10 protein-coding genes are annotated in these 13180 nt (G+C 68.7%); 7 read left to right on the top strand and 3 right to left on the bottom strand.

The genetic code is table 11. The features are described 5' to 3' along the window. Window positions 1-39: 39 nt before the first annotated feature. Both ACZ54P_RS02115 and ACZ54P_RS02110 read left to right on the top strand, forming a co-directional pair. A complete protein-coding gene (locus ACZ54P_RS02115; RefSeq protein WP_465460214.1) occupies window positions 40-2436 on the top strand; it encodes a transglycosylase domain-containing protein in 2397 nt (798 codons plus the stop codon). A gap of 158 nt (window positions 2437-2594) precedes the next feature. Then, window positions 2595-5126, top strand: a complete 2532-nt coding sequence (locus ACZ54P_RS02110; protein WP_465459715.1) for a transglycosylase domain-containing protein — start codon at window positions 2595-2597, stop codon at window positions 5124-5126. A gap of 70 nt (window positions 5127-5196) precedes the next feature. Here ACZ54P_RS02110 and ACZ54P_RS02105 read toward each other — a convergent pair whose 3' ends face one another. Next, a complete protein-coding gene (locus tag ACZ54P_RS02105) occupies window positions 5197-6246 on the bottom strand; it encodes a Gfo/Idh/MocA family oxidoreductase (protein ID WP_465459714.1) in 1050 nt (349 codons plus the stop codon). A 56-nt stretch (window positions 6247-6302) separates the two neighbouring features. On the opposite strand from ACZ54P_RS02105, the gene ACZ54P_RS02100 reads away from it, so the two are divergent. Next, complete coding sequence (locus tag ACZ54P_RS02100; protein WP_465459713.1) at window positions 6303-7391, top strand: ROK family transcriptional regulator; 1089 nt, start codon at window positions 6303-6305, stop codon at window positions 7389-7391. A 17-nt stretch (window positions 7392-7408) separates the two neighbouring features. Beyond that, window positions 7409-8953: a glycosyltransferase family 87 protein gene (locus tag ACZ54P_RS02095; protein WP_465459712.1), complete on the top strand. Its 1545-nt coding sequence runs from the start codon at window positions 7409-7411 to the stop codon at window positions 8951-8953. Here ACZ54P_RS02095 and ACZ54P_RS02090 read toward each other — a convergent pair. Together ACZ54P_RS02090 and ACZ54P_RS02085 are read right to left on the bottom strand one after the other, a co-directional pair. Further along, complete coding sequence (locus tag ACZ54P_RS02090) at window positions 8910-9257, bottom strand: hypothetical protein (RefSeq protein WP_465459711.1); 348 nt, start codon at window positions 9255-9257, stop codon at window positions 8910-8912. The two genes, ACZ54P_RS02095 and ACZ54P_RS02090, sit on opposite strands and share 44 nt — an antisense overlap. A 78-nt stretch (window positions 9258-9335) precedes the next feature. After that, a complete protein-coding gene (locus tag ACZ54P_RS02085; protein ID WP_465459710.1) occupies window positions 9336-10115 on the bottom strand; it encodes a deoxyribonuclease IV in 780 nt (259 codons plus the stop codon). 121 nt (window positions 10116-10236) lie between these two features. Here ACZ54P_RS02085 and ACZ54P_RS02080 point away from each other — a divergent pair, with 121 nt between their 5' ends. The 3 genes from ACZ54P_RS02080 to ACZ54P_RS02070 all read left to right on the top strand — a co-directional run bounded on the left by ACZ54P_RS02080 (window position 10237) and on the right by ACZ54P_RS02070 (window position 13082). Next, window positions 10237-11055: a hypothetical protein gene (locus ACZ54P_RS02080; protein WP_465459709.1), complete on the top strand. Its 819-nt coding sequence runs from the start codon at window positions 10237-10239 to the stop codon at window positions 11053-11055. A 122-nt stretch (window positions 11056-11177) separates the two neighbouring features. Next, complete coding sequence (locus ACZ54P_RS02075) at window positions 11178-12071, top strand: hypothetical protein (RefSeq protein ID WP_465459708.1); 894 nt, start codon at window positions 11178-11180, stop codon at window positions 12069-12071. Window positions 12072-12191: 120 nt separating this feature from the next. Next, the gene (locus tag ACZ54P_RS02070) at window positions 12192-13082 is read left to right on the top strand and encodes a hypothetical protein (protein ID WP_465459707.1); all 891 of its coding nucleotides are present in this window, start codon (window positions 12192-12194) and stop codon (window positions 13080-13082) included. Window positions 13083-13180: the final 98 nt, after the last annotated feature.

Genomic DNA, 13180 nt, shown 5'->3' with positions numbered 1-13180 from the left:
CGTCCTCCCGCTCCGCCGGCGGCCGATCAGGCGACCGCGCTGGTCCGCCCGGTCGAGCCGGATCCGTACGAGCGCGAACCGGACCTCATCACGCACCACGCCCACAACGGCACCGAAGACCCGTACGGCTATGACCCGTACGACGACCGCTATGACGATCGTCACGAAAGCACCGCACTCGGCGCCGAGGGTGGCGATCCGGACGATGACGAGCCCGCCGAGGACGAAGAGGGCGACAAGAAGAAGACCCTCACGCCGAAGCAGCGCAAGAAGCGCCGCTGGAAGATCATCCGCCGGGTGCTCTACGCGATGTTCGGCCTGTTCGTGGTGGTTCCGGCGATCGCGTTCGTCATCACCTACTTCCTGGTGGACGTCCCGTCGCAGGAAAGCGTCGCGAGCCAGCAGAGCCAGCCGATCACGTTGATGTACGCCGACGGCAGTCCGATGGGCAAGATCGCGCCCGCCAGCGGCGGGAGCCGCTACCTCCTGAAGCCGGGCGAGATCCCGGACTCGGTGAAGCACGCCGTGTACGCCGCCGAGGACTCGTCGTTCGAAACCAACTCCGGGTTCGACGTCGGCGGCATCCTGCGCGCGGTCTACAACAACGTCACCGGCGGCCAGGGCGGCGGTTCGACGATCTCCCAGCAGTACATCAAGAAGGCCACGGCCAACGAGGCGCCGACGCTCACCCGTAAATGGACCGAGCTGGCCAAATCCTTCAAGATGAACAACCAGATGTCCAAAGAGGAGATCATCACCGCCTACCTCAACACCATCTACTTCGGCCGCGGCGCGAACGGTATCGAAGCGGCCGCGCAGGCCTACTTCAAGAAGCCCGCCAAGGAGCTCAGCTCCCCCGAGGCCGCGCTGCTGGCCGGCCTGATCCAGGGTCCGAGCCGGTCCGAGAACGACGCTTACGCGCAGCGGCGCTGGAACTTCGTGATGGACCAGATGGTGGCGAACAACTGGCTGCCCGCCGCCGAACGCGCGACCGCGGCCTTCCCGAAGCCGATCCCGAAAGCGCAAGCGAAGGCCGACGACGCCGGGACGCTGAGCCTGCACATCCGCAACCGGGTGATCGAGGAACTCGAATCCCGCGGCTACGACCAGGACAGGCTGCACCAGGGCGGCTTCAAGATCACCACGACGATCGATCCCAAGGCGCAGAAGATGGCCGAGGAGTCCGTCGCCGAGGGGATGAAGGGCCAGACCGACGAAAACATCCTCAACGCGCTGGTCGCGGTCGATCCCAAGACGGGCGGCGTGGTCGCCTACTGGGGCGGTCCGGACTGGACGAAGAACGACCAGGGCCAGGAGGTCCAGGCCCACGACTGGGCGAACGTCCCGCACAACCCGGGTTCGGCGTTCAAGGCCTTCGACCTCGCCGCGTGGCTGAAGATGGGCAAGGGCCTCGGCGAGACCTTCGACGGTTCCAACAACCGGAAGTTCGAAGTCGGCGGCGGCAACTACCGCACGATCAAGAACGCGGGCGAGAGTGCCAACTGCGGCACCCAGTGCACGGTCGCCGAGGCGATGAAGGTCTCCGCGAACACCGTGTTCTACGACATGGTGATCAACAAGACGAAGGTCGATCCGGTGGCGAAGGCCGCGAAGGAAGCCGGCGTGGAGACGGTGGACGAGGGCGGCACTTCGGTCCTCTACCCCGACATCAACATCGCGCTCGGCGGTGGTCGCACGGTGACCACCGCGGAGGACATGGCCGCCGGATTCGCCACGTTCGCCGGTGAGGGCATCCGGCAGAAGCAGCACTTCGTCGCCAAACTGACCAACTCCGACGACGAGGTCGAGTTCGACGAGACGGCCCCCAAGGGCACTCCCGCCTTCAGCGACGACGCCGACAAGAGCAAGCAGATCGCCGGCAACATCACGGACGCGCTCGAGGAGGTCGTCCCGTACTCGAAGCTGAAGTGCCCGTCAGGTCACGATTGCGCCGGAAAGACCGGGACACAGCAGTACGACTTCAAGGACAGCGACCCGGCGAGCTACCGCGACCGCAACGCGCAGACCTGGATGGTGGGTTACACGCCGTCCATCTCGACCGCGGTGTGGGTCGGCGGCGACGGCAACAAGCCGCTGCACGACAAGAACAACAAGCCGATCTACGGCCGGACGATCGCCGGTCCGATCTGGGAAGACTTCATGTCCCGGTACCTGACCGGTAAGCCGACGGAGAAGTTCGGCAAGGTCAAGCCCATCGGCAAGGACGCCCGCGCGGTGGTGCCGACCACGGCGCAGAGGCCGCCGCAGACTTCGACGCCGCCGCCGGAGACGACCCCGTCGACTCCTCCGCCGCCCTCCTCGACTGAGTCGACGGAGACGACGGAGACGAAACCCACGAAGCCGACGAAGCCGCCATGGTCTCGTCCGGGGCCGGGCACCTCCGATCCGTTGTTCCCGAATACCGGGGACCCCTGACCGGGCGAAAACGACTGAAGAAGGTGTGCCGGGCGACCCTGGTACACCTTCTTTCGGGCGTACCCGATGAACCTGAACGGATCTGACACGTCTTCTCCAGCAGGAGACCTGCGACCGCAGGACCGCGCTCACCACGGAAAGGTTCGGAGGACGTCCAAGTGAACGACGATCCCCACGGCGGATGGCCAGGTCAGGACCCTGACCCCGCACGTCGTCCGCAACGCCCGGCCGGACCGCCCCGTCGTCCCGCGGGCCCGCCTCCGGGCCACGGACAGCGACCGGGCGCCCACCAGCAAGGTCCCGGACAAGCGCCGTGGCAACGGCAGCAGGGTCCGCCCCAGCAGCAGCCGCCGCCGCGACGTTCGCAGCGACCACCGGTCGCGCCGCAGCACGAGCCGGACCTCATCACGCATCACGAGCACAACGGCACAGAGCACCGGTACGACGCCGACCGCGGTTACGAAGAGCCGTACGACGACGACCGGCAAGGCCCGGAGACCGACGAGGACGGCAAGCCCGTCCTCACCCCGGCGCAGCGCAAGAAGCGCAAGTGGAGACGGATCCGGCGGGTGCTGCTCGCGCTGTTCTGCCTGTTCTTCGTCCTCCCGGCGATCGCGTTCGTGATCACCTACTTCCTCGTCGACGTCCCGTCGCCGCAGGCCGTCGCGGCCACGCAGGGCCAGGCGGTGACCTACTACTACGCCGACAACACCGAGATGGGCAAGGACGTGCCCAAGGGTGGCAACCGGCAGATCCTGACGCCGGAGCAGATCCCGGACATCGTCAAGAAGGCCGTCATCGCCACCGAGGACGCCTCCTTCGAGACGAACTCCGGTTTCGACATCGGCGGCATCCTGCGCGCGGTCTACAACCAGGTGACCGCGGGCAAGGGCGGGGGTTCGACCATCTCCCAGCAGTACATCAAGGTCGCCAGCGGGGACGACGAATCGTCGCTCACCCGGAAATGGACCGAACTCGCCAAGTCCTTCAAGATGAACCAGACGTACGAGAAGAAGGACATCATCTCGGCGTACCTGAACATCATCTACTTCGGGCGTGGCGCGTACGGGATCGAATCGGCCGCGCAGGCGTTCTTCGGCAAGCCCGCCGGCGAGCTGAACGCCTCCGAGGCGGCGCTGCTCGCGGGCCTCATCCAGCAGCCGGGCCGCTCGGAGAACCCGAAGGTCGCGAACGACCGCTGGACCGTGGCGCTGAACCGCATGGTGCAGAACGGTTTCCTCTCCGCCGCGGACCGCGCGAACCTGCAGTTCCCGACGCCGATCCCGCAAGAGGACAAGCAGCAGGCCGGGGTGGTCAACCCGTTCATCCGCGACAAGGTCAAGGAAGAACTGGCCGCCAACGGCATCACCGACGCCGTCTACTACCGGGGCGGCTACAAGGTCTACACGACCATCGACCCGAAGGCGCAGGCCGCGGCGGAACAGGCGGTCGCCGAGGGGATGAAGGGCCAGACCGACGAGAACCTGCTCAACGCGCTCGTCGCGATCGACCCCAAGACCGGCGGGGTGAAGGCGTACTACGGTGGCCCGTCCATCGTGAAGGGGCCCGACGGCAAAGACCAGAAGGGCCGGGACTGGGCGAACACGCCGCAGAACCCCGGGTCGTCGATGAAGCCGTTCGACCTCACCGCGTACCTGCAGCTCGGCAAGGGTGGCATCAACTCGACGTTCGACGGCTCCAACAACCGGCAGTTCGGCAAGCAGACGATCCGGAACGCCGGTCCCGGCAGTTCCTGTTCGGCGCAGTGCACGGTGTCCGAGGCGATGCAGCGCTCGGCGAACACGGTGTTCTACGACATGGTCGTGAACGTGACCAAGCCGGGGCCGGTGGCACAGGCCGCCAAGGACGCCGGGATCAAACCCGCCCCCGAGGGCGCCTCCGAACTGTTCGCCGACAACAACATCGCGCTCGGCGGTGGCAAGACGGCCGTCAGCCCGGAGGACATGGCCGCCGCATACGCGACCTTCGCGGGCGATGGCCAGCGGCGGGAGAGGCACTTCGTCGCCAAGGTGACCAACTCGCAGGACGAAGCCGCCTACTCCGCTCCGGAAGAGGCGAAGCCCGCGTTCTCCGACGACGCCGACAAGAGCAAGCAGATCGCCGGCAACGTCACCGAGTCGCTCAAGGGGGTCATCCCGTTCTCGAAGCTCAAGTGCCCCAACGGCCACGAGTGCGCGGGCAAGACGGGAACCCAGCAGCACACCTACCGTCCGGGTGAGCCCGCGTCGGCGAAGGACTCCAACTCGCAGACCTGGATGGTCGGCTACACGCCGTCGATCTCGGCCGCGGTCTGGGTCGGCGGCGACGGGGACAAGCCGCTGAAGGGCAAGAACGGCAAGGCGATCTTCGGTTCGACGATCGCCGGGCCGATCTGGCAGAAGTTCATTTCCCTGTACCTGAACGGGAAGCCGGGCGAGCGCTTCGACAAGGTCAAGATCATCGGCGGGGACAACAACAACATCCCGTCGACGCAGGTCCCGCCGGACGAGAACGAGGAGCCGGGCGAGACCGGTACGCCGTCGACCGGCCCGTCGACGGGACCGTCGTCTTCGCGGAACGAGGAACCGCCGTCCAGCTCGCGGAATCCTCCGTCGTCCAGTGAGAACGGCGGCGAAGAAAGCGGCGGCAACGGTCCCGGCCGCGGCGGCGGCAGAGGTGACAACGAATAGCCGTTGAAGTACGTGAAGGCCCCCATCATTGCGTCAGGCGCAGTGATGGGGGCCTTCACGTACTTGGGGATCAGAGAGTGACGACGCGCCTTTCGGCACCGGAAAGGTGGGCGGCCTCGATGACCCGGAGCGCCTCGACGGCGGAAGCGGGATCGACCGGGAAGTCACCCTTGCCGAGCAGCGCGTCGCGCACCTGCGCGTAGAAGTCTTCGTAGCGGCCGACCTCGGTGGGCACGGTCTCGACGTCGTCGTTCACGCCGAGCCGGCCGGCGTCCGACGCCGGTTCCACCCCCCAGCCGGGATCGCCGGGCCGCACCCCGTCCTTGATCTGCGGCTCTTGCACGTCGAGGCCGTATTTCGTGAACGTCGCCTTGTCGCCGAGTACGCGGAACCGCGGGTTCCGGGTCCCGGCGAGCGCCGACGCCCACAAGTGCGACCGCACGCCGTTGGCGTGATGAAGGGCGACAAAGACGTCGTCGTCGACCGACACCCCCGCACGCCGCTTGTCGACCTCCGCGTAGACCTCGGCGACCGGGCCGAAGAGCTGCAACGCCTGGTCGACGATATGCGCGCCGAGGTCGTAGAGCAGCCCGCCCGCCTCGGCGGGGTCACCGAACTCGCGCCAGTTGTCCCGCGGTTTCGGCACCCATCGGTCGTAGCGTGATTCGAAGCGGAAGACGTCACCGAGGCGGCCGGCGTCGATGAGCTTTCGCACGGTGAGGAAGTCCGAGTCGAACCGGCGGTTTTGGAACACCGTCAAGCCGACGCCCTTGGCCTTCGCGGCCTCGACGACCTTCGCCGCTTCGGCCGCCGTCGGCGCGAAGGGCTTGTCGACGACGACTGGGAGCCCTGCTTCGATCGCCTGGAGCGCGAGCGGGACATGCGTGCGGTTCGGCGTGCTGACCACGACCAGATCCAGGTCACCGGCCTTCGCGAACAACGCCTCCGCGTCCGGCAGCACGTCCGCGTCCGGATAGTCGGCGCCCGCCTGTTCGACCCGTTCCGGATTCGAGGTGACGATCGCGGCCGGGGTCAGCCCTGGCGTCGCGTTGATCAGCGGGGCGTGGAAGACGCGCCCGCCGATGCCGTATCCGAAGATCCCCACTCGCAAGTCAGCCATGGGACCTATTAAACAACAGTGTTGCGTAATAGGCCAGTCGTGGCAGGATGCGCGCTATGCCGGAGAACGGGGTCAATCTGCGCGGCCTGCGCCAGCACAACCGCGCGCTGCTGCTCGCGCACATCCTGCGCGCGGGCGGCCTCAGCCGCGTCGAACTCGCCGGACGCACCCGCCTCACCCAGCAGGCCGTCTCGAAGATCGTCCCAGAACTGCTCGACGCCGGCCTGCTCGACGAGGAGCGCCAGCCCGCGGCCGGAGTCGGCAAGCCGCGCACGCTGCTGCGCGTCCGCGCGGACGCCCGGCACGCGCTCGGCGCCCAGCTCGACCGGGACTCCTTCCGCGTGCTCAGAACCGACCTGACCGGGAAGATCATCGCGTCCGAAGGCGGTCGGCTGCCCACTGGATTCACCCCTGACCAGGCCGTTTCCGCACTCGTCGAAGCGACCGAAACGCTGCTCGACGGCGTCGAGCGCGAACGCGTGCTCGGCCTCGGCGTCGGCGCCGTCGGACCGCTCGACCACCGCGAAGGCGTCATCCGGGACGCCACGAACATGCCGGGCTGGCGCCACGTCCCCCTGCGCGACCTGCTCGCGAAGCGCACCGGACTGCCCGTGCGGCTCGACAAGAACACCAACGCCGCCGCGTTCGCCCAGCACTGGCCCGACGGTGACCGGGCCGCGACCGCCGTCGTGCTCGTCGGCACCGGGATCGGCGTCGGCCTGCTGATCGACGGCAAGCTGTACCGCGGCCCCCGGACCAACGCGGGCGAGTTCGGGCACACGACCCTCGCCTTCGACGGGCCGCGCTGCGCTTGCGGACGCCGCGGCTGCGTCGAGGTGCTGCACAACGCGGCGGCGACCACGGAGGAAGCGGCCGGTCTGCTGGGGACCGGTCTCGCCGACCTCGTCCAGATCCTCGACCTCGAACGCGTGGTGCTCACCGGACGCGCCGTTCGCGCCGAGCCGGAGATCTACCGCGAGACCGTCGCCGCGCGGCTGCGAGAACTCCTGCCTTTGCCGCACTGGCAACGGATCCAGGTCGATCTCGACGAGATGGGCGACGACGTCGTCGCGTTCGGGGCGGCGGCCGAGGTGCTGGCCGGGTTCTACGACAGCGGCGACATCACCGGATGGTCACCCGGTTAGGCGCTAACATCCGCCACGTGTCCGACCAGACGACCCCGCCGGAGCCCGAGGCCCCGCTCTCCCTCACCCCGGGCGAACGGGTCATCCCGAGCTGGAACGAACCGCTCGTGGCCACGGCCACCCGGCCGATCGGCGGGCCGCTCGGCGAGCACGCGGCCGTGGGGCGGCACTGGTTCTGGTCACCGCAGAGAGTCGGGCTGTTGCTGGCCTGCCTCGCGCTGCTGCTGTCGTGGTTCGGCAAGGCGTCCTGCATCCAGCAGTACACCGACGACTCCGGGATGAGCCAGCTCGACTGGCGAGCGGGCCGCCCGTTCGTCGCGATGTGCTACTCGGACATCATCCCGCTCTACAGTTCCGAGCGGCTGAACGACCCGGACACCTTCCCGTACGTGACTTCGTGGACCGAGAACGCGGGCACGGTGAAGGAGACCACGCGGTACATGGAGTACCCCGTCGTGACCGGGCTGTTCCAATGGATCAACGCGAAGCTCACCGAAGCGTGGCTTTCGGTCGCGGAATCGGGCTGGCTGCCCGGCGCGCTCCCGGTCGCCGTCTACTTCAACATCTCCGCGCTCTGGCTCGCGCTGGCCTGGCTGGTGACGGTGTGGGCGACCGGCCGGTCGTTGAAACGCCGTCCGTGGGACGCCGCCCTGGTGGCGATCTCACCGTTGGTGCTGGTGCACACGTTCACCAACTTCGACGCGATCGCGACCGCGTTCACCGCGACCGCGCTGCTCGCCTGGGCCCGGCGGCGGCCGGAGGTCGCGGGTTTCCTGCTCGGTCTCGGCGCGGCGGCCAAGCTTTATCCGCTGCTCCTGCTCATCCCGTTGTTCTTCCTGTGCCTGCGCGCGGGCAAGGTCAGACAGTGGGCGCTCACCGCCGGGCTCGCCGCGGTGACGTTCGTGGTGGTCAACGTCCCGTTCGCGCTCGCCGCGCCCACCGGCTGGTGGGAGTTCTTCCGGCTGAACACGGTCCGCCCGATGGATCCGGATTCGCTCTACAACGTGATCTCCCACCTGTCCGGATGGGCCGGTTTCGACGGAAAGCTCGCCACGGGCGAAACGCCGGTCGTGCTCAACACCGTCGTCGCGCTGCTGTTCCTCGCCGCTTGCGTCGGCATCGGGTACATCGCGCTGAAGGCGCCGCGACGGCCGCGACTCGGCCAGCTCGCCTTTCTCGTGGTGGCCGCGTTCCTGCTGACCAACAAGGTGTGGAGCCCGCAGTACTCGCTGTGGCTCGTGCCCTTGGCGGTGCTCGCGATCCCGCGCTGGCGGCTGCTGCTCGGCTGGATGATCGTCGACGCGCTGGTCTGGGCGCCGCGGATGATGTACTACCTCGGCGTCGGCAACAAAGGGCTGCCCGAGGACTGGTTCCTCGGCACCGTCGTGGTCCGCGATCTCGCGGTGGTCGGCCTGTGCGCGCTGGTGATCCGCGAGATCTACCGGCCGCGCACAGACCTCGTCCGCCTCGCCGGGGACGACGACCCGGTGGGTGGCTTCCTCGACGGCGCGCCCGACGCTAAGCGCGTTTCAACACCTCAGGCCCAGGGCGCTCCAGCTTGATCCGCTTGCCGAAGTCCTCGGCGCCGAAGTCCTCGATCTGGACGACGACCTCGTCGGGCGAGGTCTCGACCAGGCGGCAGGTGAACCAGTCGTCACCGTGTTTGACCGACCAGCGGTCGGCGAGGACGGCCAGTCCTTCCGCCTCCAGCAACGCGACGGAGTCGTCGAAGGCGGCCGGTCCGCCGAGCGGGTAGCCGAAAACGGTCAGTGCCTGCCAGCGTGCGGCAGCAGCGTCTCGGGTGGGGACGACGTAGCCGACGTGCTCGCCGTCCTCCTCCCGGTACACGGTCCGATGCTTGATCATGCCGATCAGGTTCGACCCTCCCGTGGCGTGAGGGTCAAGCCGATTACCGCACGGTGTAGCCCCTCACTGGTGGCAAGGTCAGGCGGAGGCGACGCGTTCGCGGACGTACGCGATATCGGCGGCCTGGCCATCGGCCGGGGTCTCGACGATCACGGGGGCGCCCGCCTCGGCCGCGACCGCGGCCAGCACCTCGGGGTCGATCGTGCCGTCGCCGCCGACGACGTTGGCGTGCCGGTCACGGGTGGAGCCGAATTCGTCGCGCGAGTTGTTGAGGTGCACCAGGTCGATCCGGCCGGTGATGGCCTTGACCTTCTTGACCGCCTCGGTCAGGTCCCAGCCCGCCGCGTACGCGTGGCAGGTGTCGAAACAGAAGCCCGCGCCGAATTCGCCGACCTTGTCCCAGAGCCGGGCGATCGTGTCGAGGTCGCGGGTCATCGCGTTGTCGCCGCCCGCGGTGTTCTCGATCAGGATCGGCACGGCGAAGCCGCCCTTCTCCTGTTCACGCTCGAAAAGCTTGCGCCAGTTGACGAGGCCTTCTTCGACGTCTTCCCCGGAACCAACGTGGCCGCCGTGCACGACGAGCCCCTTCGCGCCGATTTCGGCCGCGCCGTTCGCGTGCTGCGTGACGTTCTTCCGCGACGGGATGCGGATGCGGTTGTTCATCGACGCCACGTTGATCAGATACGGCGAATGGATGTACACCTCGACCGGCGATTCCTTGATCGCTTCGCCGTGCGGGTGCGGTTTCGGAGCCTTCCAGCCCTGCGGGTCGGAAAGGAAGAACTGGAGGACCTCGGCGTCGCGTTCGGCGACTGCGGATAGGGGGTCGTCGTCGCGGACATGGGCACCGATTTTCATGCCAGCAAACTACTCTGGACGAATTCTTTCCCGGCGCGCCCCGGGCCGTCACGCTCGTGGGGTAGCGTGAGCGCGTTCTGTGAAAACCGCGTTGGGTCTTGAGGGGCGGAGGACGAACTCGATGGGGAAGACTGCCGGGCGGATCACGGTTTGGGGATTCGCACTCTCGGTGTCGGCCGGGCTCGCGTTCCCGACGATCGCGATGGCCGCCGAGGGACCGAATCCGACCCTTTCCGGCGACTGCGCCACCACGCTGCAGAACGGGCGGTCCGGCAACGGCCTCGTCCTCGACGCGGGCGCTCCGCTGAACTCGCCCGAGGCGTTGACCGTCGGGCTCGATTCGAAGGCCAAGACCGCCGAGGGCCGCAAGCCGCTGCTCTCGCTGCCGGTCGGCGACGTCGTGAAGGCGACCGGCCTCACCGACAACGCGGTCGGCGACCTCGCCGCGAAGGGTGTCTGCCCGCCCGTGCAGGGCACCGTCAACGCGGTCGGCAACCTGACGCAGAACGTGGTGCCCGACCTTCCGAATGTTCCGAGTCCGGACCCGGAAGATCCGCCCAAGGACCACGAGCCGCCGCAGCAGCCCCAGCCCCAGCCACAACCCCCGAAGCCGGGGCCGGGTCAGCCCGGCGATCCGGGCAGCGAGCTCCCGATCGAATCCGGCCCGGGTTCCTCCACCGGCATCGGCGGCGACTCGATCGCCGGCGTCATCAGCAACGCCGCGCTGCTTCCCGGCAACTTCGTCCAGGCGCCGGTGATCACCGAGATCATCCCCGGCGAGGTGCCGCCGCCCACCGTCGACGAGAAGGACACCGGGAACGCGCAGGCCATCCAGTCGCCGGTCGCCCCGGCCAAGCTGCCGCTGCTGCTCGCGGTGCTGGCGCTGGCCGTCGTCGCCGCGGCCCTCGTCCGTGCCTGGTTGCGGGGCAAGCCCGCCTGATCTCACCCTCGGTGACGCCCGCTCCACTCGAATGCCCGACTTCTTCGAGTGAGCGGGCGTTACTCGCCTCCATTAGCGTCGTTGTGCAGGTAGGTGAACCCGACGACGGAGGAGTCGAAGGCATGCGCGAACGGACACGGAGGGCGACGGCCCTGGGTGCGTCGGCCTTCATTCTCGCGGGCTCGGCCGCCCTCGCCATGCCGGGCACGGCCGCGGCCGCCGAGACCAAGACCGCCGCCTGCGGCGGATCGGTGACCGCGAAGACCGGTGACACGATCCTCGGCAAGACCCCACTGCTCGGCATTCCCCTCAACCTCGGCCAGGCCGGTCCGGTCTCCGGCGTGCTCACCGGCACGATCAACGCGCTGCTCGGCACGGTCTGCAAGGTGACGGTGACCGTGGTGAACGCGGTGGTCGCGCCGGTCCCGGTCGTCGGCGAACCCGCCGCGGAGGCACTGAACGGCGCCGTCACGGGCACCACCCAGGCGTTGACCGGCGGCGGCCAGAAGGCGCCCGGCACCCAGCCCGCTCCCCAGCAACCGGCCCCCGGCACCGGCGCCCCGCAGCAGGGCGGCTCCGGCGGCACTCCGGCTCAGGGTGGCAACCCGGCGAGCGGCCCCGGTATCCCCGCCGCGAACAGCCCGCTGCTGCCCGGCACCTTCACCCCGAATTTCGGCGGTTTACCTTGGGGTGTCAGCACGGGCTACGCCCCGATGCGTGACTACAGCTCCATCCCGATGGCGACAGCCGGTCTCTTCAGTCCTTCGCCCGGGCTGCGCTACGGCAGCCAGATCCCCGGTTACGCGCCGCAGTTCGGCCTCGCGGCCGAGGGTGAGAACGGCACCGCGAACCCGGACGTCCAAACCGCGGGACAAGCCCAAGCGCTACCGAACGTGAGCGACGGATTCACTCAGGACGGGAAACTTCCGCTGCTGATCGCCGTTTTGGCACTCTCCGGAGTCAGCGCGGGGCTGGTCCGGACGTGGGTACTCCGCCGAATGGCCGCTTCAAGTTAGTCCTACCGCCTAGTATCTTTCTGATCACTCCCTCGTTATCCCCGGTGGCTGTGCTTTTTTTCGCTGGTGAAAACCCGATGCACTGCCACACGCCCCCACCGACCCCGGAGGATCGCGCTCGTGCGGAAGACCACCATCTGGCAGACCACCCGCAAGGCGCTCACCGTCTCCGCACTCGCGGCCATGGTCACCGGCGGCGCGTTCCTGGCGGGCGGCACCGCCTCGGCCGCGACCACGCTGGCGAACGCGTGCGGCGGCACCGTCAATGGCGGGATCGGCGACACCGTCGCGATCACCGGCACCTCGGTCAAGGAACTGGTGCGCGCCGGCGCGAGGGAAGCCGGCACGCTGGCCCTCTACGACGTCGCCGCGAACGACATCGCCAAGGTCAACACCATCTCCGTCGGCGCGATCCCGAACGCCGCGGGCGGCTCGGTCCAGGGTGAGGCCATCGGCGCGGCCGTGCGGCAGGCGGTCAAGGACACCAAGTCGTGGGGCCTCGGGCTCAACCCCGAGAAGACCCTCGACTCCATCAAGCACAAGGTCGCCGGCAGCTGCGGCCTGACCACGGTCGCCACGAACTACGTCGCGCCCGCGCTGCCGACCCCCGGCACCACCGGCCCGCAGCAGGGCGGCACCGGCGGCGGCACCCACGCGCTGCCGACCACCCCGAACCTGCTCCCCGGCGGCAACAACAACGGCACCGGTTACGCCCCGCCGCGCGACTACGGCAACCTGCCGGTCGCGCAGCCGGGTGTCGCGGTGGCGCCGGGCGTGCGTTACCCGGCCAACAGCCCGCTTCCCGGCGAAGGCGCCCCGCAGTACGGCCTTCCCGGCGAGGGCCAGGCCGGGCAGGGTCCGGACGTCCGCAACGCGGGCAACGCCGAAGCGCTCGCGACCGACGGCCTGCCCGGCGGCGACATCCAGCTGCCCATGCTGCTCGCGGTGCTCGTGCTCGCCGGCGTGACCGCCGCGCTGGTCCGCACCTGGGTCCTTCGCCGCGTCTCCTGACGCCCCGTCGGGGATCGGCATAGCGACGCCAGGTACGCTTACCTGGACAAACCCTCCTGCCACGGACAGTCCGTGGCCGCGAGCCCATAGGAGGTGAG

Source organism: Amycolatopsis sp. NPDC034160, assembly GCF_055575355.1.
Note: the sequence above shows the minus strand (reverse complement) of the source record. Positions and strands in the feature narration are given on the sequence as shown.